The sequence below is a fragment of the Streptomyces sp. NPDC020379 genome, from assembly GCF_044387105.1.
Taxonomy (GTDB): Bacteria; Actinomycetota; Actinomycetes; order Streptomycetales; family Streptomycetaceae; genus Streptomyces.
Genome location: NZ_JBIRVR010000004.1, coordinates 347792 through 365982, shown reverse-complemented (window position 1 = coordinate 365982; position 18191 = coordinate 347792). Strand labels below are relative to the sequence as shown.

Annotated in this window: 15 protein-coding genes; 4 read left to right on the top strand and 11 right to left on the bottom strand. The window is 72.3% G+C overall.

Annotated elements, in window-relative coordinates; translation table 11 throughout:
- Positions 1 to 135 precede the first annotated feature (135 nt).
- The 4 genes from ACH427_RS08170 to hrcA form a co-directional block, all read right to left on the bottom strand.
- Positions 136 to 888 carry a 16S rRNA (uracil(1498)-N(3))-methyltransferase gene (locus ACH427_RS08170; protein WP_398868579.1) on the bottom strand — a complete coding sequence of 251 codons (753 nt, stop codon included), beginning with the start codon at positions 886 to 888 and terminating at the stop codon, positions 136 to 138.
- Positions 885 to 2024 (bottom strand): nitronate monooxygenase, encoded by a 1140-nt coding sequence (locus tag ACH427_RS08165; protein ID WP_398868578.1) that lies wholly within the window; start codon positions 2022 to 2024, stop codon positions 885 to 887. Before ACH427_RS08165 ends, ACH427_RS08170 begins: the two co-directional genes overlap by 4 nt.
- A 230-nt stretch (positions 2025 to 2254) precedes the next feature.
- Positions 2255 to 3394, bottom strand: a complete 1140-nt coding sequence (gene dnaJ / locus ACH427_RS08160; RefSeq protein ID WP_361522840.1) for a molecular chaperone DnaJ — start codon at positions 3392 to 3394, stop codon at positions 2255 to 2257.
- Positions 3395 to 4411 carry a heat-inducible transcriptional repressor HrcA gene (gene hrcA, locus ACH427_RS08155; RefSeq protein ID WP_116211761.1) on the bottom strand — a complete coding sequence of 339 codons (1017 nt, stop codon included), beginning with the start codon at positions 4409 to 4411 and terminating at the stop codon, positions 3395 to 3397.
- 194 nt (positions 4412 to 4605) lie between these two features.
- Between hrcA and ACH427_RS08150 the strand changes: the two genes are divergently transcribed.
- Entirely contained in the window at positions 4606 to 5337 is a 732-nt protein-coding gene (locus ACH427_RS08150) for an MBL fold metallo-hydrolase (RefSeq protein ID WP_398868577.1), read from the top strand.
- 149 nt (positions 5338 to 5486) lie between these two features.
- Complete coding sequence (locus ACH427_RS08145; RefSeq protein WP_398868576.1) at positions 5487 to 6314, top strand: DUF3097 domain-containing protein; 828 nt, start codon at positions 5487 to 5489, stop codon at positions 6312 to 6314.
- Here the strand turns inward: ACH427_RS08145 and ACH427_RS08140 are convergent.
- The 4 genes from ACH427_RS08140 to lepA all read right to left on the bottom strand — a co-directional run bounded on the left by ACH427_RS08140 (position 6311) and on the right by lepA (position 12308).
- Positions 6311 to 6871, bottom strand: a complete 561-nt coding sequence (locus ACH427_RS08140; protein WP_398868575.1) for a Uma2 family endonuclease — start codon at positions 6869 to 6871, stop codon at positions 6311 to 6313. The two genes, ACH427_RS08145 and ACH427_RS08140, sit on opposite strands and share 4 nt — an antisense overlap.
- A 101-nt stretch (positions 6872 to 6972) precedes the next feature.
- Positions 6973 to 8205 carry a radical SAM family heme chaperone HemW gene (gene hemW, locus ACH427_RS08135; protein WP_398868574.1) on the bottom strand — a complete coding sequence of 411 codons (1233 nt, stop codon included), beginning with the start codon at positions 8203 to 8205 and terminating at the stop codon, positions 6973 to 6975.
- A gap of 108 nt (positions 8206 to 8313) precedes the next feature.
- Positions 8314 to 10203, bottom strand: a complete 1890-nt coding sequence (locus ACH427_RS08130) for an AMP-dependent synthetase/ligase (RefSeq protein ID WP_398868573.1) — start codon at positions 10201 to 10203, stop codon at positions 8314 to 8316.
- A 239-nt stretch (positions 10204 to 10442) separates the two neighbouring features.
- Positions 10443 to 12308, bottom strand: a complete 1866-nt coding sequence (lepA, locus tag ACH427_RS08125; protein ID WP_398868572.1) for a translation elongation factor 4 — start codon at positions 12306 to 12308, stop codon at positions 10443 to 10445.
- Positions 12309 to 12513: 205 nt separating this feature from the next.
- Here lepA and rpsT point away from each other — a divergent pair, with 205 nt between their 5' ends.
- Positions 12514 to 12780 carry a 30S ribosomal protein S20 gene (gene rpsT / locus ACH427_RS08120; protein ID WP_398868571.1) on the top strand — a complete coding sequence of 89 codons (267 nt, stop codon included), beginning with the start codon at positions 12514 to 12516 and terminating at the stop codon, positions 12778 to 12780.
- Positions 12781 to 13084: 304 nt separating this feature from the next.
- Here rpsT and holA read toward each other — a convergent pair whose 3' ends face one another.
- Positions 13085 to 14071, bottom strand: coding sequence for a DNA polymerase III subunit delta (holA, locus tag ACH427_RS08115; protein ID WP_398868570.1), 987 nt, complete (start codon positions 14069 to 14071; stop codon positions 13085 to 13087).
- A 156-nt stretch (positions 14072 to 14227) separates the two neighbouring features.
- Between holA and ACH427_RS08110 the strand changes: the two genes are divergently transcribed.
- Positions 14228 to 14455, top strand: coding sequence for a hypothetical protein (locus ACH427_RS08110; RefSeq protein ID WP_398868600.1), 228 nt, complete (start codon positions 14228 to 14230; stop codon positions 14453 to 14455).
- Between the two features lie 28 nt (positions 14456 to 14483).
- Here the strand turns inward: ACH427_RS08110 and ACH427_RS08105 are convergent, their stop codons facing one another.
- Entirely contained in the window at positions 14484 to 16886 is a 2403-nt protein-coding gene (locus ACH427_RS08105) for a ComEC/Rec2 family competence protein (RefSeq protein ID WP_398868599.1), read from the bottom strand.
- 392 nt (positions 16887 to 17278) lie between these two features.
- Complete coding sequence (locus ACH427_RS08100; RefSeq protein ID WP_398868569.1) at positions 17279 to 18127, bottom strand: helix-hairpin-helix domain-containing protein; 849 nt, start codon at positions 18125 to 18127, stop codon at positions 17279 to 17281.
- Positions 18128 to 18191: the final 64 nt, after the last annotated feature.

Below are 18191 nucleotides of genomic sequence, written 5' to 3'. Positions count from 1 at the left end.
CCGCATCAGCGTCCTGTTCGCCATGCTCCGCGACGGCACCTTCTACGAGTCACGGGTCCCCGAAGCAGCTGTCGCATGACCAGCCCAGGCTTGACGAAGGACATAGAGGCACCCCCCCGCCGTCGCCGGGCCGCCCTACGACCAACGCCCCGTCCGCCCCAGCAGCAGTGCCGTCGCCGCCGTGCCCGCCGTCGACGTGCGCAGGACGCTCGGGCCCAAGCGGTACGGCTTCGCGCCCGCCTCCGCGAAGGCGGAGAGCTCTTCGGGGGAGACGCCGCCCTCGGGGCCCACCACGAGGACGATGTTGCCCGTGAGGGGGAGTCCGGCCGTGGCGAGCGGGGCGCTGTGGCCCTCCTCATGGAGGATCGCCGCGAACTCCGCGTCCGCCAGCAGCGTGCAGACCTGCTTGGTCGTCAGGAGCTCGGACACCGGCGGGAAGCGGAGGCGGCGCGACTGCTTGCCCGCCTCGCGGGCGGTGGCGCGCCACTTACTGAGGGCCTTCGCGCCCCGCTCGCCCTTCCACTGCGTGATGCAGCGCGACGCCGCCCAGGGGACGACCGCGTCCACGCCCGTCTCGGTCATGGTCTCGACCGCGAGCTCGCCGCGGTCGCCCTTCGGCAGGGCCTGGACGACGGTGATGTGCGGCTCCGGCAGAGGTTCGGAGCGGACCGAGGTGACGGCGACGTCGAGGCGGTCCTTGCCCTCGACGGCGGCCACGGTGCCGAACGCGCCCGTGCCCGCGCCGTCCGTCAGCACGATCTCCTCGCCCACGCGCAGCCGCCGCACGGAGACGGCGTGCCGCCCCTCGGGGCCGCCGAGCGGGAAGACCGTACCGGGATAGACGCCCGTGAGGGCGTCCTCCTCGACCAGGAAGACCGGCGCTGTCATGACTCGCTCCCTCGCATTTCACTTCCCCCCGGTCTTGCCCCCGCGTCCCCGTCGCCCGCCAACGCGGCCCGCGCCACGGCCAGTTCGCCGGCCAGCACCTCGACCAACCGCGCGGCCGGCAGCTCGCGGGCCAGCCGGTGGCCCTGGCCGGCCCACAGGTTCATGCCCTGCGGGTCGCCCGCCGCCGCGGCCGCCTTGCGCAGCCCCGCCGTCAGATAGTGCACCTGCGGATAGGCGGCGGGCGCGTACGGGCCGTGCTCGCGGATGAAACGGTTCACCAGGCCCCGGGCCGGGCGGCCGGAGAAGGCGCGCGTGAGCTCGGTGCCGACGAACAGCGGGTCGGTCAGGGCCTGCTTGTGCACGGCCTGCGCGCCCGACTCGGGACACACCAGGAACGCGGTGCCGAGCTGCGCGGCACTGGCGCCCGCGGCGAGCACGGCGGCTATCTGGGCGCCGCGCATCAGGCCACCCGCGGCGATCATGGGGATGCGTACGGCCTCGCGGACCTCGGCCAGCAGCGCCAGCAGGCCGACGCCGGCGCCCGCGCCGTCGAGGTGCGGGTCGTCGCGGTGGGTGCCCTGGTGGCCGCCCGCCTCGATGCCCTGGACGCACACCGCGTGCGCGCCCGCCAGCTCGGCGGCCCGCGCCTCGGCGGCGGAGGTGACGGTGACGACGGTGACCGTACCGGCCTTGGCCAGCGCTTCCAGCGCGGCGGCGGACGGGCAGCCGAAGGTGAAGGAGACCAGCGGGACCGGGTCGTCGAGGAGGATCGCGAGCTTCGCCTCGTACGCGTCGTCGCCACCCTGGCACCAGTCGCCGAGCGGCGTCTCGTACCAGGTGGCCTCGCCCGCGAGCTGCTCGGCGTACACCTCGACGGCGGCCGGGTCGGCGGCGGGGGGCTGCGGCATGAACAGGTTCACGCCGAAGGGCGCGGCCGTGCGGGCGCGGAGCTGCTTGATCTCCTCGTACATCGCGGCCGGGGTCTTGTAGCCCGCTGCCAGCGATCCGAGGCCACCGGCCTCGCAGACGGCGGCGGCGAGCGGCGGCCCGGAGGCGCCGCCGGCCATGGGGGCTTGCACGATGGGGTGCCGGAGCAGGTCCGTCAGCACGGCGTCACCCCGGGTGTCGATGGCCATGACCACATCGTGTCACACGCGGATAGCCCCGGCGGGCGGGCTGTGGACGACGGTGGTTCCCGACCGCGGGGTGTCCGCGAACGCCGGATGGGCCGGATCGCTCCAGCCCATCCGTCCGTGCGTACTTCACGCGGCCTGGCGCCCGTTGAACGCGTCCTTCAACCGCGAGAACAACCCCTGCTGCCCCGGCTTGAACTCACCCAACCGGGGAACAACCCCCGGCCCAGCGCCTACCGCCCGTTGAACGCGTCCTTCAGGCGCGAGAACAACCCCTGCTGCCCCGGCTTGAACTCGCCCATCGGGCGCTCCTCGCCACGCAGCTTCGCCAGCTGGCGGAGGAGGTCCTCCTGCTGGGGGTCGAGCTTGTTGGGCGTGATCACCTCGACGTGGACCACGAGGTCACCACGGCCGCCGCCCCGCAGGTGCGTGACACCGCGCTGGTGCAGCGGGATCGACTGGCCGGACTGCGTGCCCGGGCGGATGTCGATCTCCTCGACGCCGTCCAGGGTCTCCAGCGGCACCTTCGTGCCGAGAGCCGCGGCCGTCATCGGGATGGTGACCGTGCAGTGCAGGTCGTCGCCGCGCCGCTGGAAGGTCGGGTGCGCGGTCTCGTGGATCTCCACATAGAGATCGCCGGCGGGGCCGCCGCCGGGGCCGACCTCGCCCTCGCCCGCCAGCTGGATGCGGGTGCCGTTGTCGACACCGGCCGGGATCTTGACCGTTAGCGTGCGGCGCGACCGGACGCGGCCGTCACCGGCGCACTCCGGGCACGGGGTCGGCACCACGGTGCCGAAGCCCTGGCACTGCGGGCAGGGCCGCGAGGTCATGACCTGGCCGAGGAAGGACCGGGTGACCTGCGAGACCTCACCACGGCCGCGGCACATGTCACAGGTCTGCGCGGAGGTGCCGGGGGCCGCGCCCTCGCCGCTGCACGTGGTGCAGACGACGGCGGTGTCGACCTGGATCTCCTTGGTCGTGCCGAACGCGGCCTCGCTGAGGCTGACTTCGAGCCGGATCATGGCGTCCTGGCCACGGCGGGTGCGCGAGCGCGGACCGCGCTGCGAGGCCTGGCCGAAGAAGGCGTCCATGATGTCGGAGAAATTGCCGAAGCCCGCGCCGAAGCCGCCGGCGCCACCCCCGCCGCCGCCGTTCGCGGAGAGCGGGTCGCCGCCGAGGTCGTAGACCTGCTTCTTCTGCGGGTCCGAGAGCACCTCGTAAGCGGCGTTGATCTCCTTGAACCGCTCCTGCGTCTTCGGGTCCGGGTTCACATCCGGGTGCAGCTCACGGGCGAGGCGGCGGAATGCCTTCTTGATCTCGTCCTGCGAGGCATCACGCCGTACGCCCAGGACCGCGTAGTAGTCCGTGGCCACTTACGACTCCGCCAGGATCTGTCCGACGTAACGTGCCACTGCGCGTACCGCTCCCATCGTTCCGGGGTAGTCCATGCGGGTCGGTCCGACCACGCCGAGTTTGGCGACTGCCTCGTCGCCCGAACCGTAGCCGACGGCGACGACGGATGTGGAGTTCAGGCCCTCGTGAGCATTCTCATGACCGATGCGCACCGTCATGCCCGAGTCCTTGGCCTCGCCGAGCAGCTTGAGCAGCACCACCTGCTCCTCCAACGCCTCCAGCACCGGCCGGATCGTCAGCGGGAAGTCATGCCCGAAGCGGGTGAGATTGGCGGTGCCGCCGATCATCAGCCGCTCCTCGGTCTCCTCGACCAAGGTCTCCAGCAGGGTCGCGAGGACCGTCGAAACGGTTCCTCGGTCCTCCTGCTCGAAGGACTCGGTGAGGTCCTGCACGAGCTGCGGCACATCCGCGAACCGGCGGCCCACGACCCGGCTGTTGAGCCGCGCGCGGAGATCCGCCAGCGAGGTCTCGCCGATCGGCGCCGGGCAGTCGACCATGCGCTGCTCGACCCGGCCGGTGTCCGTGATCAGCACCAGCATCACCCGTGCGGGGGCCAGCGAGAGCAGCTCCACGTGTCGCACGGTCGAGCGGGTCAGCGAGGGATACTGCACCACCGCGACCTGCCGGGTCAGCTGCGCGAGCAGCCGCACCGTACGGCCCACGACGTCGTCGAGGTCGACGGCGCCGTCGAGGAAATTGTGGATGGCGCGCCGCTCCGGCGTCGACAGGGGCTTGACGCCCGCGAGCTTGTCGACGAAGAGGCGGTAGCCCTTGTCGGTCGGGATGCGGCCGGCGCTCGTGTGCGGCTGGGCGATGAAGCCCTCGTCCTCCAGCGCGGCCATGTCGTTGCGCACGGTCGCCGGGGACACGCCGAGGCGGTGCCGCTCGGTGAGGGCCTTGGAGCCGACGGGCTCCTCGGTGCCCACATAGTCCTGGACGATGGCGCGCAACACCTCGAGCCTGCGTTCGCTCAGCACCGCGCACCTCCAGTCCAGCCGTCTTACGGGGTCCTTCCCTGGCACTCCATGGTCACGAGTGCCAGATCCCTTCAGCCAGTGTACGGCCGTGCACCGCGGCGAGGGCAAGAGCGGTCCCGCCGTGCGCCCGCACACACCGCCGCCGCACGCCCGTCGGGCGGGCAACCGTACCGCGCTCCGGCTAGCGTCCGGGTATGGAGAGCCATGAGGGGACAGCCCGTTGGGAGCGGCTCGCGCCAGGGGTCGCGCGCCGCAGAATGCCCGTGTGGGACGCCACGATCGGGGTGATCGCGGGCCCGGCGGCCGTCCTGCTCGTCGACACCGGGGCGACGGTGGGCGAGGGCGCGGAGGTCCGGCGGGAGGTGCGGGAGCTCGTCGGCCGTGACGTGACACACATCGCTCTGACGCACCCCCACTTCGACCACGTCTTCGGCACGGCGGCGTTCTCCGGGGTGGAGGTGTACGGGGCGGTGGGGCTCGCTGGCGTCCTCCTCCGCGAGCGCGAGGAGCTCGCGCGGGACGCCGTGCGGCACGGCGTCGACCCGACAGCCGCCGCGGAGGCCGCGGACCTGCTCGTACGGCCCCGCCACCCGGTCTCCGGCGAGCTCACGCTCGACCTCGGCGACGGGCGGCAGGCACTGCTGGCCAACGTGGGTCCCGGCCACACGGCGCACGACCTGGCGGTGCTGGTGGCGGGGGCGGACGGGGCGCCGGAGATCGTCTTCTGCGGTGACCTGGTCGAGGAGTCGGGCGATCCGCAGGCGGGCCCGGACGCGCTCCCCCGGCAGTGGCCGGCCGCGCTGGACCGGCTGCTGGCGCTGGGGGGCGCGGACGCGGTGTACGTACCGGGGCACGGGGCCGTGGTGGACGCGGCGTTCGTGCGGGAACAACGTGACGCGTTGGCGGCGCGGTTCGGCGTGTCGTGAGGCGGGGGTGAGGTGGGGGGTGAGGTGTGCCGCGACGTCCGGATCTTGATCCACAATGGCGCGCGTGCGCGGCAGAGGCTGCACACCCCCGGGGGAGGACCCCCGGACCCCCGGCCGCGGACACCCGCCGCTCTCGCAGAATGGTCGCCATGCGCAGCAGAGAATACGGTCCCGATCTCACCCCTCCGTGGAAGCGTCAGCAGCCCGCACCCGAGGTGGGCGCCGAGCCCGATCTCGTGGTCGAGGAGGTCACCACCGGCTTCTGCGGGGCGGTGATCCGCTGTGAGAAGACCGCGCAGGGGCTCACGGTCACCCTGGAGGACCGGTTCGGCAAGCACCGCGTCTTCCCGATGGAGCCGCGCGGGTTCCTGCTGGAGGGGCGCGTGGTGACGCTCGTGCGCCCGGCGGCCGCGAACACGCCGCAGGGCCCGGCCCGTACGGCCTCCGGCTCGCTCGCCGTCCCCGGAGCGCGGGCGCGGGTGGCTCGCGCGGGGCGCATCTACGTCGAGGGCCGCCACGACGCGGAGCTCGTGGAGCGGGTGTGGGGCGACGACCTGCGGATCGAGGGCGTGGTGGTGGAGTATCTGGAGGGCATCGACGACCTCCCGGCCATCGTGCGGTCCTTCGCGCCGGGGCCGGACGCGCGGCTGGGCGTCCTGGTCGACCACTTGGTGCCGGGCTCGAAGGAGTCGCGGATCGCGGCATCCGTCACGGACGAGAACGTCCTGGTGGTGGGCCATCCGTACATCGACGTGTGGGAGGCGGTGAAGCCGGCGTCGGTGGGTATTGAGGGGTGGCCTCGGGTGCCGCGAGGGGAGGACTGGAAGTCGGGGGTGTGCCGGGCGCTGGGGTGGCCGGTGAATACGGGGGCGGCTTGGCAGCGGATTCTGTCGAGTGTGCGCTCGTACAAGGACCTGGAGCCGGAGCTCCTCGGGAGGGTTGAGGAGCTGATCGACTTTGTGACGGTGGTCGATTAGGCGCTGGGAAAGCTGTGCAGCATGGAAGTGTCCAAGGTCAGGTCGAGCGCCTCAATGGGCAACGATTCCCCGAACTTGTACGTGTTCCGCGTCCGGTAACTCGCTTCCTCGCCGACACCCATGGGGCCGGTGAGGAGGACACAGCTGGACTTGATCGGATCCACGATCAAGTACGCGGGCACCCGCCCGGCCGCGTAGATCGAGGACTTGATCACATAGTCGCGGTGGACGCTGGTCTTCGAAACCATCTCCACGACCAAAGTGACTGCCGGTGCGGGGAGGAGCCGCCCAGGGCCTTTGAATGCTCCGTGCTCGTGCACGACGAGATCCGGCTGCGGTTCGCTTGCCTCGCCGGGGATGGCGATGTCCTGCGTCTGGAGTGGATACCAGCGTTCCAGGGGGATCTGCCGTTTGATGAGCAGAATGTTGATGTTGTGGACCCAGTCGGGCCCTGCCAACATCACAATTTCCCCCCGCAACAGCTCGACCCGCCAGCCCTCGGGAACCTCAAGGTTCTCGAAGGTCGCGATCTTCGTCCGGTCATCCACAGCGGTCATCTCCGTGGTCCTCCACATGCGCCGCGTGACATATAGCGGCAGCCTATGGACAGCGCAGGCGGGCGTGCGGCCCATGCCCGTCAGTTCACCCGAACAGGTGATCAGTCCACCAGATCCCGCACCACCGCGTCCGCCAGCAGTCGCCCCCGCAGCGTCAGGACCGCACGTCCCTGCTCGTACGGCTCGGCCTGGAGCAGGCCGTCCTCCAGAGCCCGCTTCGCGGCCTCCGCGCCGGCCGGGGCCAGCAGGGACAGCGGGCAGCCGTCGATCAGGCGCAGCTCCAGCAGGATGCGTTCCACCCGCCGGTCCTCGTCCGGCAGGACCTCGCGGCCCGCGCCCGGGGAGCGGCCCTCGGTGAGGGCCTGTGCGTAGGCGCCCGGGTGCTTGACGTTCCACCACCGCACGCCCCCCACATGGGAGTGTGCGCCGGGGCCCGCGCCCCACCAGTCCGCGCCGCGCCAGTAGAGCTCGTTGTGGCGGCAGCGCCCGGCCTCGCTCGTGGCCCAGTTGGAGACCTCGTACCAGCTGAAGCCCGCGGCCGTGAGCCGGTCCTCGGCGATCAGATAGCGGTCGGCGTGGACGTCGTCGTCCGTCATGGGGACCTCGCCGCGCCGGATCCGGCGGGCCAGCTGGGTGCCCTCCTCGACGATCAGCGCGTACGCCGAGACGTGGTCGGGGCCCGCGCCGATCGCGGCGTCGAGGGAGGCGCGCCAGTCGTCGTCGGACTCCCCCGGCGTGCCGTAGATCAGGTCGAGGTTGACGTGCTCGAACCCGGCGGCCCGCGCCTCCGCGACGCATGCCTCCGGGCGGCCCGGGGTGTGCGTGCGATCGAGGATCTTCAGCACGTGCTGCCGGGCGCTCTGCATGCCGAAGGAGATCCGGTTGAAGCCGCCCTCGCGGAGCTCCGCGAGATAGCGGGGGTCGACGGACTCCGGGTTGGCCTCGGTGGTGATCTCCGCGCCCTCCGCGAGCCCGAACTCGTCGCGGATCGCGCCCAGTATCCGTACGAGGTCGGCGGCGGGCAGCAGCGTGGGCGTGCCGCCGCCGACGAAGACGGTCTCCACCGGGCGCGGGTCGTCGCCGAGCACCTTCCGCGCGAGGCGGACCTCGTGGGCGAGCGTCTCGGCGTAGTTGTCCCGGGAGGCCAGGGCCCCGCCGGAGCCGCGCAGCTCGCTCGCGGTGTAGGTGTTGAAGTCGCAGTACCCGCAGCGCGTCGCGCAGTACGGCACATGCAGATAGAAGCCGAGCGGCCGCCGCCCGGCGCCCTCCAGGGCGTGGTGGGGCAGCGCCCCGTCCTCGGGCATGGGTTCGCCGTCAGGCAGTACGGAAGGCATGGGTCCATTGTCCGGCATCGGCCGCCGGACCCCTCACCTCCGCCCGGCTCGGGCCTCGCGGGCGCCCGCGTACGCCCCGGCCGGCAGGTCGTCGGTCCACGCTCGGCCTCAGGCCTCGCGGGCGCCCGCGTACATCTCCTCGATGAGGTTCTTGTACTGCCGCTCCACGACGGGCCGCTTGAGCTTGAGGCTCGGGGTGAGCTCGCCGTGCTCGATGTCGAGGTCGCGCGGCAGCAGCCGGAACTTCTTGATCGTCTGCCAGCGCTGGAGGCCCTCGTTGAGCCGCCGCACATAGCCGTCGATGAGCTCCTCGGTCTCCTTGGCGGCGACCACCTCGGCGTACGGCTTGCCGCCGAGGCCGTGCTCGGCGGCCCAGACCATGAGGGTGGGCTCGTCGAGGGCGATGAGCGCGGTGCAGAAGTTGCGGTCGGCGCCGTGCACCAGGATGTTCGAGACGAAGGGGCAGACGGCCTTGAACTGGCCCTCGACCTCGGCGGGCGCGACGTACTTCCCGCCCGACGTCTTGATCAGGTCCTTCTTGCGGTCGGTGATGCGCAGATAGCCGTCCGGGGACAGCTCTCCGATGTCGCCGGTGTGGAACCAGCCGTCGGACTCCAGGACCTCCGTGGTCTTCTCGGGCAGCCCGTGATAGCCGGCCATGACGCCGGGGCCGCGCAGCAGGACCTCACCGTCGTCGGCGATCCGGACCTCGGTGCCGGGCAGCGGCTTGCCGACGGTTCCGGTGCGGTAGGACTCGCCAGGGTTGACGAAGCTGGCGGCGCTGGTCTCCGTGAGGCCGTAGCCCTCCAGGATGTGAACGCCCGCGCCGGAGAAGAAATAGCCGATGTCCGGGGCGAGCGCGGAGGCGCCGGAGACGCACGCGCGCAGCCGCCCGCCGAACGCCTCGCGGATCTTGGTGTAGACGAGCGCGTCGGCGACCTTGTGCCGGGCGGCGAGCCCGAAGGGGACCGTTCTGCTGCCGGTGCGGCGGTAGTTGTCCTGGGCGGCCTTGGCGTACTCGCGGGAGACCTCGGCGGCCCAGTGGAAGATCTTGTACTTGGCTCCGCCGCCCTCGCGCGCCTTGGCCGCGACGCCGTTGTAGACCTTCTCGAAGATGCGCGGCACGGCGGCCATATAGGTGGGCCGGACGACCGCGAGGTTCTCCACTATGCGGTCCACGCGCCCGTCCACGGCGGTGACATGCCCGGTGCTGATGTGGCTGACGGTGAGCACCTTGCCGAAGACGTGCGCGAGCGGCAGCCACAGATACTGCACGTCGTCGGCGCGCACCAGGCCGGACGCCTGGATGGCGCGCGCCATGTAGGCCCAGGAGTCGTGGATCAGGCGTACGCCCTTGGGGCGGCCGGTGGTGCCCGAGGTGTAGATCAGGGTCGCGAGCTGGTCGGCCCGCAGCGCCTTGATCCGGTCCCGCACGGCGTCGGGGTTCGCCTTCAGGTGGGCGGCGCCGCGCCGCTCCAGCTCGGCGAGGGTGAGGACGAAGCCCTCCGGGTCCTCCTCGGCGGGGGTGGCGTCCTCGGCGTCGATCACCACGACGTGGACGAGTCCGGGCAGGTCGGCGCGGTGCTCGCGGACCTTGGCGAGCTGGGCGGCGTCCTCGGCGATCAGTACCCGGCTCTCGGAGTCGGCCAGGATGAAGGCCGTCTCCTCGGCGTTGGTGCTGGGGTAGACCGTGGTGGTGGCGGCGCCGGAACAGAGCACTCCGAGGTCCGCGAGGATCCACTCCACCCGGGTGGAGGCGGCGAGCGCCACCCGCTCCTCGGGGTGCACGCCGAGGTCGATCAGGCCGGCGGCGATGGCGAAGACGCGGTCGGCGGCCTCCCGCCAGGTGAGCGAGGCCCAGGCGTCGGGGCGGCTGCCGGAGGGCGAGGGCACCGGATAGCGGTACGCCTCGGCGTCGGGGGTCGCCTCTACGCGTTCGACGAGGATCGTCGCCACGGAGGGCGGACGGTTCTCGATCAAAGCCTGTGTCTCGGTCACGGCGTCCTCCGGGGCCCGATTCGTTGCTGGTGACTCGCGAGTAACCTTCCAAGCAGTGATCAGACTAGAGCCCGTTCGGCCCTTGCGTAAGGGGCTGTGGACGGCTTGTCGAAGCTGTGACCGGCCGAACGGCCGGACGGTGCCCGCACCCGGTTCGAGCTGCGCCTTCCGGGAACGCGAAGCGCCCGCCCCCACGCGGGGGACGGGCGCTCACGGCCTGCCGGTCCTGGTCCGGCGTGCTACTTCTTGCCCTTTTCGCCGCCGTCGGAGTCCGAGGACAGCACCGCGATGAATGCCTCCTGGGGCACCTCCACGCTGCCGACCATCTTCATCCGCTTCTTGCCTTCCTTCTGCTTCTCCAGCAGCTTGCGCTTACGGGAGATGTCGCCGCCGTAGCACTTGGCGAGGACGTCCTTGCGGATCGCGCGCACCGTCTCACGGGCGATGACCCGCGAGCCGATGGCGGCCTGGATCGGCACCTCGAAGTTCTGCCGCGGGATGAGCTCGCGCAGCTTGGCGACGAGCCGCACGCCGTACGCGTACGCCTTGTCCTTGTGCGTGATCGCGGAGAACGCGTCGACCTTGTCGCCGTGCAGCAGGATGTCGACCTTGACCAGGCTGGCCTGCTGCTCGCCGGTGGGCTCGTAGTCCAGCGAGGCGTAGCCGCGGGTCTTGGACTTCAGCTGGTCGAAGAAGTCGAAGACGATCTCCGCGAGGGGCAGGGTGTAGCGCAGCTCGACGCGGTCCTCGGAGAGGTAGTCCATGCCCAGCAGCGAGCCGCGGCGGGACTGGCAGAGCTCCATGATCGCGCCGACGAACTCGTTCGGCGCGAGGATGGTGGACTTGACGACCGGCTCGTGCACCTCGGCGATCTTCCCCTCGGGGAACTCGCTCGGGTTGGTGACGATGTGCTCGGTGCCGTCCTCCATGTTGACGCGGTAGACCACGTTGGGGGCGGTCGCGATGAGGTCCAGGCCGAACTCGCGCTCGAGCCGCTCGCGGATCACGTCCAGGTGGAGCAGGCCGAGGAAGCCGACGCGGAAGCCGAAGCCGAGGGCGGCCGAGGTCTCCGGCTCGTAGACCAGCGCGGCGTCGTTGAGCTGGAGCTTGTCCAGGGCCTCGCGCAGCTCGGGGTAGTCCGAGCCGTCCAGCGGATAAAGGCCCGAGAACACCATCGGCTTGGGGTCCTTGTAGCCGCCCAGGGGCTCGGTGGCGCCATTGGCGAACGAGGTGATCGTGTCACCGACCTTGGACTGCCGCACGTCCTTCACACCGGTGATGATGTAGCCCACCTCGCCGACGCCCAGGCCGTCGGAGGGGGTCATCTCGGGCGAGGAGACGCCGATCTCCAGCAGCTCGTGGGTGGCGCCGGTCGACATCATCTTGATGCGCTCGCGCTTCTTCAGCTCGCCGTCCACGACCCTGACGTAGGTGACCACGCCGCGGTAGGAGTCATAGACCGAGTCGAAGATCATCGCGCGGGCGGGGGCGTCCTTGACGCCGACCGGGGCCGGGACCTCGGCGATGACCTTGTCGAGCAGCGCGTCCACGCCGACGCCGGTCTTCGCGGAGACCTTGAGCACGTCGGAGGGGTCGCAGCCGATGAGGTGCGCCAGCTCGGCGGCGAACTTCTCGGGCTGGGCGGCCGGCAGGTCGATCTTGTTGAGGACCGGGATGATCGTGAGGTCGTTCTCCATCGCCAGATAGAGGTTGGCGAGGGTCTGCGCCTCGATGCCCTGGGCCGCGTCCACGAGGAGGATGCAGCCCTCGCACGCGGCGAGGGAGCGCGAGACCTCATAGGTGAAGTCGACGTGACCAGGGGTGTCGATCATGTTGAGGATGTGGGTGTTGCCCTTGTCCTCGGTGGGGGCCCAGGGCAGCCGGACCGCCTGCGACTTGATCGTGATGCCGCGCTCGCGCTCGATGTCCATCCGGTCGAGGTACTGCGCGCGCATCTGCCGCTGGTCGACCACGCCGGTCAGCTGAAGCATCCGGTCGGCGAGCGTCGACTTGCCGTGGTCGATGTGCGCGATGATGCAGAAGTTACGGATCAGAGCCGGGTCGGTACGGCTCGGCTCGGGCACGTTGGTAGGGGTCGCGGGCACGCAGGATCCATTCGGTGACTTCGGCGCTTGAACGCCAGTCTCGGCGGGAGTCGGGTATACGACCCCTCCATCGTCCCATGAGCGGCGGGTACGGTCCGGTTTGGGAGCCCGGAGCGCCTGCTGGTAGCCTGGTCCACTGTGCCTCGTGCCCTCTCACGTGCGAGTGCGCAACATCGAAATCCAACGAACCTGAAAAGGCTCTTTCGTGGCGAACATCAAGTCCCAGATCAAGCGGAACAAGACCAACGAGAAGGCGCGCCTGCGCAACAAGGCCGTCAAGTCCTCGGTCAAGACCGTTGTCCGCGCGGCCCGCGAGGCGATCGCCGCCGGCGACGCCGCCAAGGCCACCACCGCCGTCGCCCTGGCCGGCAAGAAGCTGGACAAGGCCGTCAGCAAGGGTGTTCTGCACAAGAACGCCGCTGCCAACAAGAAGTCGGCGCTGGCCAAGCAGGCCGCGGCCATCAAGGCCTGAAGCCTTTCCGGGGCCTGAGCCCCGAACCGTCGGTACGGACCCAGCGGACCCTCTCTACCGCTCCGTCCCGGCACCCTTCGCCGCACTCGGTCGTTCGCCACGCGGGTGCGGCATGAGCCTCACGGCTCACTGAACGATCCGAAGGCCCCGTGCCCAGCCCTTCCCCGGGCGGGTACGGGGCCTTCGGCTTGCCCGTGGCAGAATTCCGCAGACCGTTTGCGCCGATCGTGGCGGCGGGGCCCTTCGGGCGCGCGGTGGTGTGCCGGAGGGCCGAATCTTCCGGCCCTCCGGTGATCGAAGCGGCTCAGGCGCGGCTGCGGGCCGCGCGGGCCACCGCGACGACGGCCTTCTCCAGGGCATACTCCGGGTCGTCCCCGCCGCCCTTCACACCCGCGTCCGCCGCGGCGACGGCCCGGAGCGCGACGGCGACACCGTCCGCCGACCAGCCCCGCATCTGCTGGCGCACCCGGTCGATCTTCCACGGCGGCATGCCCAGCTCCCGGGCCAGGTCACCCGGGCGGGCGCCCCGCGGCGCGGAGGCGAGCTTGCCGATCGCCCGGACGCCCTGCGCGAGGGCGCTGGTGATCAGCACGGGGGCGACGCCGGTGGACATCGCCCAGCGCAGCGCCTCCAGGGCCTCGGCCGCCCGGCCCTCCACGGCCCGGTCGGCGACGGTGAAGCTGGACGCCTCGGCGCGGCCGGTGTAATAGCGCGCCACGACGGCCTCGTCGATCGTGCCCTCGATGTCGGCGACGAGCTGGGCGCAGGCGCTGGCCAGCTCGCGCAGATCGCTGCCGATCGCGTCCACCAGGGCCTGGCACGCCTCCGGGGTCGCGGAGCGGCCCGTCGCCCGGAACTCCGAGCGCACGAACGCCAGGCGGTCGGCCGGCTTGGTCATCTTCGGGCAGGCGACCTCACGGGCCCCGGCCTTGCGGGCCGCGTCCAGCAGGCCCTTGCCCTTGGCGCCGCCCGCGTGCAGCAGGACGAGAGCGATCTCCTCGGCGGGCGACCCGATATAGCTCTTCACATCCTTCACCGAGTCCGCCGAGAGGTCCTGCGCGTTGCGCACGATCACGACCTTGCGCTCGGAGAACAGCGACGGGCTGGTCAGCTCCGCCAGCGTGCCCGGCTGGAGCTGGTCCGAGGTGAGATCCCGGACGTCGGTGTCCGCGTCGGCGGCACGGGCGGCGGTCACCACCTCGCGCACGGCGCGGTCCAGGAGGAGATCCTCCTGGCCCACGGCGAGCGTGACGGGGGCGAGCATGTCGTCGGTTGCAGTCTTCCTGGCCATCGCGTCCAGCATCCCACGCACCGGTGACACTCCCGCCCGCGTGACCGGACGGGCATACCGCACAATGATCGGGTGAGCAGCGTTCCCCCTTCCTTTCCGGCATCTCCGGCCTCCTCCCCGTCGCCCGCCTTCGACGCGGCCGGCCCCGTACGGCACCTGCTGGTGCTCCCCGACCGCGACGCCGCCGACGAGGCCGCGGAGGAGGCGGCGCAGCGCTTCACCCTGGACGAGGAGCCCCAGGTGGTGCGCGAGGCCCTCGCGGGCGAGGACGACGCCGAGGACGCCCAGTGGCTCGTGGTCCTGGAGGACCCCCGCGGCACCCTCGCCCCCGACACCCTGCGCGAGCTCGCCGAGGAGTACGACGGCTGGCTCGAATCGGAGTGACGCGGGGGCGCCCCGGCCGGCTTCCTCCTCACTTCGCCAGGACCGCCGCGGCATCGCCGGTCACCGCCACCGGCCCGTCCCTGTCCGTGCGCACCACCGTCGCGCCCTGGGCCTGGAGGGCGTGGAGCGTGCGGGGTGACGGGTGCCCGTAGCGGTTGCCCGCGCCCACGGAGACGACCGCCAGCCGTGGCCGGAGCCCGCGTATCAGCTGGGGGTCCTGGTGGGCCGAGCCATGGTGGGCGACCTTGAGGACATCCACCGGGGGCAGGTCGGGCCGGGCCTCCGCCAGGGCCTGCTGGGCGGGCGGTTCGAGGTCGCCGAGCAACAGCAGGGTCAGCCCGGCGCTTCGGACCAGGAGGGTGACGCTCGCGTCGTTCGGCCCGTCCTCCGCCGCGCCGGACGCCCCCGGGGGTGGTGGCCAGAGCACCTCCCAGGACAGCTCTCCCAGGTGCCGACGCTCCCCCGGCGCCGCCTCCACGACCGGAACGCGCGCCCGCTCCGCCTCCCGGCGCACGAACGCGGCCCGGCCCGGCGGCTGGGCGAACGTCGTCGTCTCGATCGCCCCGACCGTCCGGCCACGCAGCACGCCGGGCAAGCCGTCGACGTGATCCGCGTGAAAGTGCGTGAGCAGTAAGAGCGGTACGCGCTCCACGCCCAGGGCGCGCAGGCAGCGGTCGACGGCCCGGGGCTCGGGCCCTGCGTCCACCACCAGGGCGGTGCCCTCCCCCGCTGCCAGGACCAACGCGTCGCCTTGCCCCACATCGCACGCCGCGAACCTCCAGTCGGGCGGCGGCCAGCCGGTGACGACCCGGGTCAGAGGCACCGGGCGGACGATCGCGACGATCAGGAGCAGCGCGCAGGCCGCGCACACCCAGGGCCGGTGGAGCGTCCGGCGGGCGGCGAACACGGCGACCGCGGTCAGCGCCGCCAGCAGCAGCCCGCCGGGCCAGCCACTCGGCCAGCCGAGCTCCGCGCCGGGCAGGCTCGCTCCCGTGCGGGCGACGTCCGCGGCCCAGGAGGCGGGCCAGCCCGCGAGCCACGCGAGCGCCTCGGCGAGGGGCGGGACGAACGGCGCGGTGACCAGGGCGGCGAAGCCGAGCACCGTCGCGGGGGCAACGGCCAGCTCCGCCAGGAGATTGCACGGAACGGCGACCAGGCTCACCCGCGCCGCCATGACCACGATCACCGGCCCGCACAGGGCCTGCGCCGCCGCGGCCGCGGCCAGGGCCTCCGCGGCGCGGGGCGGGACCCCGCGCCGCCGCAGCCCGTCGCCCCAGCGGGGAGCGAGGGTGAGCAGGGCTCCGGTGGCCAGGACCGACAGCAGGAAGCCATAGCTCAGGGCCAGCCATGGGTCCCAGAGCAGGAGCAGCAGCACGGACGCCGCGAGCGCGGGCAGCAGGCTGCGGCGTCTGCCCGTGCCGATGGCCAGCAGCGTGATCAGTCCGCATCCGGCCGCGCGCAGCACGCTCGGCTCCGGGCGGCACACGACCACGAACCCCAGCGCCAGCACCGCGCCCAGCACCGCCGTGAGCCGCAGCGGCAGCCCCAACCGGGCGGCCAGGCCGCGCCTTTCGGCGCGCGTGGCGAGGTGCGGCGGGCCGATGAGCACCGCGATCAGGATCGCCAGGTTGCTCCCGGAAACGGCCAGCAGGTGCGTCAGATCCGTGGCCCGGAAGGCGTCTTCGAGGTCGGGCGGGATGCGTGACGTATCCCCCACCACCAGCCCTGGAAGGAGCGCCCGGGCATCCGGCGCCAGCCCGTCCGTGGCGTCACGGAGGCCCGCCCGGAGCCCGGCGGCCGTCCGCTGGAGCGCGTTCGGCCGCTCGACGACGTGGGGTGGGTCCTGCCCGCTGACACGGACAACCGCGGTGATCTTGTCGCCCTGCCGGGAGGGCGGGGCGAGGCGCCCGGTGACCCGGACCCTGGTGGAGGGCAGCAATCCGAGCCAGGACGGGTGGGCGATCAGCAGGACGGGCGTACGGACGGCCGTCTCGTGGTCCGCGGTGACCAGGCGGGTCGCTTCGCCCTCCACCACGACGGTGGGGGTCTCCGATGTCCGGTGACCGGAGTGAGCGGCATGCGGGTCGTCGGTGACCGTGACGTCGAGGGTCGCCTCGGCGTAGTGAGCGGCGAGGGCGGGGACGGGGCCCGCGTGCGCTTCGGCGGTGGCCAGAGCGGCCGTTGTGGCCGCGGCGGTGGCACAGAGCAGCATCGCCGCGACGGCGGTGGCGGTGGCTTTCGCCGTGACTCCGGGCGAGGGGAGGCCGGCGGGATCCTCCTCTGCGCCAAGCCCCGCGTGCGTGCCCTTGCGCCGGAGGGCCACCAGCACCACGCATGCCACCGTCGCACCCACCGCTGCCACCGCCACGACCGTCGTTCCGTCCGTGACCAGAGCCAGGGCCGCGGCCACCCACGCGGCCACGGCGGGCATCACCAGGCGCAGGTCGGGCGGGGGGTTGTCGGGCGGGGGCTCGTCGGGGCGGGAGTCGTCAGGAGGAGGTTCGTCAGAGCGGGACTCGTCGGGGCGGGGCTCATCGGGGTGCCGGTCGTCGGGCGAAGGTGCGTCAGGCGGGCGGGCGTCTGGGCGGGCGGCGGGGCGGGAGTCGTCAAGGTGCGGGTCGTCGGGCGGAGATGGGTCAGGCTGTGCCTCAGGGGGACGGGCGCCGGGGCAGTGGACGCCGGGGCGGTGGGCCTCGGAGCGGCGGGCCTCGGGCTGAGGGGCATCAGACGGGCGGCCATCAAGTGGGCGGGCATCGGGCAGGCTGCCGTCAGGCCGGCGGGCATCAAGCGGACCGGCGCCGGGCAGGCGAGCGTCCGGCGGGTTCACGGCTGGACCAAGGGGCGGAGGTCGGTGAAGCGGCGGGCGCCGATGCCGTTGACGTGGCGGAGTTCGTCCACGGAGCGGAAACCGCCGTGCTCGGTGCGGTAGTCGACGATGTGCTGGGCGAGGACAGGACCCACGCCCGGCAGGGAGTCGAGCTGTTCGGCCGTCGCGGAGTTGAGGCTGACGGGACCGGCGGGTCTGCCGCCCGCCGAGGCGCCGGGTGCCGGCACGCTCGCCGGCACCTGCGGCCCACCCACGACGATCTGTTCGCCGTCCATGAGCACCCGGGCCCGGTTGAGCCCCGTGGTGTCCGTGCCCGGCCGCGCGCCTCCGGCGGCGTCGAGCGCGTCGACCACCCTCGATCCGGACGGCAGGCGCTGGATGCCGGGCCGCAGCACCTTGCCCGTCACGTCCACCACCACGCTGCCGCCACCACGGTTCGCGGGACTCGCGCGGTCGGCCGGAGGCACCACCGTCGGGACGGCGGCCACCACGGCCGGTGCCTCCCGGTCCGGCGGACGCACGGTCCGCGGGCGGCCCGCCCAGAAGTGGTACGCGGCGAACACGCACGCCGCGACCAGCACGACCGCGAGCGCGGCCAGTGTCTTCGGCTCGATCCCGCAGCGGAGCCGCACCCACATCGGGAGCCGGTCCACCACGGCCGCCCGCCAACCACCGTGCGCGCGAGGCTCTTTGGACACGCTCCCGGCGGGCGGATCGGGGCTGCCACGCCCGGTCCGCCGTTCCGGGAACAGCGTCGCCGCCCGCTCCTCCGGCGAGCGGTCGGCCCGGGTCCCGGCGCCCGAGCGTGGCGGATCAAGTGTCAGGGTGTTCCGGCGATCAGTCATGTCACGACGGTAGGCGCGTTCGTCCGATCTCGCCGATGCCGCCCAAATTCCGTGGATAACCGGC

Bases quoted from the DNA above. Each gene is read 5' to 3' on its own strand.
- ACH427_RS08170 (WP_398868579.1), bottom strand. From the start codon at position 888: ATGACAGCGCCGGTCTTCCTGGTCGAGGAGGACGCCCTCACGGGCGTC.
- ACH427_RS08165 (WP_398868578.1), bottom strand. From the start codon at position 2,024: ATGGCCATCGACACCCGGGGTGACGCCGTGCTGACGGACCTGCTCCGG.
- ACH427_RS08150 (WP_398868577.1), top strand. From the start codon at position 4,606: ATGGAGAGCCATGAGGGGACAGCCCGTTGGGAGCGGCTCGCGCCAGGG.
- ACH427_RS08145 (WP_398868576.1), top strand. From the start codon at position 5,487: ATGCGCAGCAGAGAATACGGTCCCGATCTCACCCCTCCGTGGAAGCGT.
- ACH427_RS08140 (WP_398868575.1), bottom strand. From the start codon at position 6,871: ATGACCGCTGTGGATGACCGGACGAAGATCGCGACCTTCGAGAACCTT.
- hemW (WP_398868574.1), bottom strand. From the start codon at position 8,205: ATGCCTTCCGTACTGCCTGACGGCGAACCCATGCCCGAGGACGGGGCG.
- holA (WP_398868570.1), bottom strand. From the start codon at position 14,071: ATGGCCAGGAAGACTGCAACCGACGACATGCTCGCCCCCGTCACGCTC.
- ACH427_RS08105 (WP_398868599.1), bottom strand. From the start codon at position 16,886: ATGCCCGCCGTGGCCGCGTGGGTGGCCGCGGCCCTGGCTCTGGTCACG.
- ACH427_RS08100 (WP_398868569.1), bottom strand. From the start codon at position 18,127: ATGACTGATCGCCGGAACACCCTGACACTTGATCCGCCACGCTCGGGC.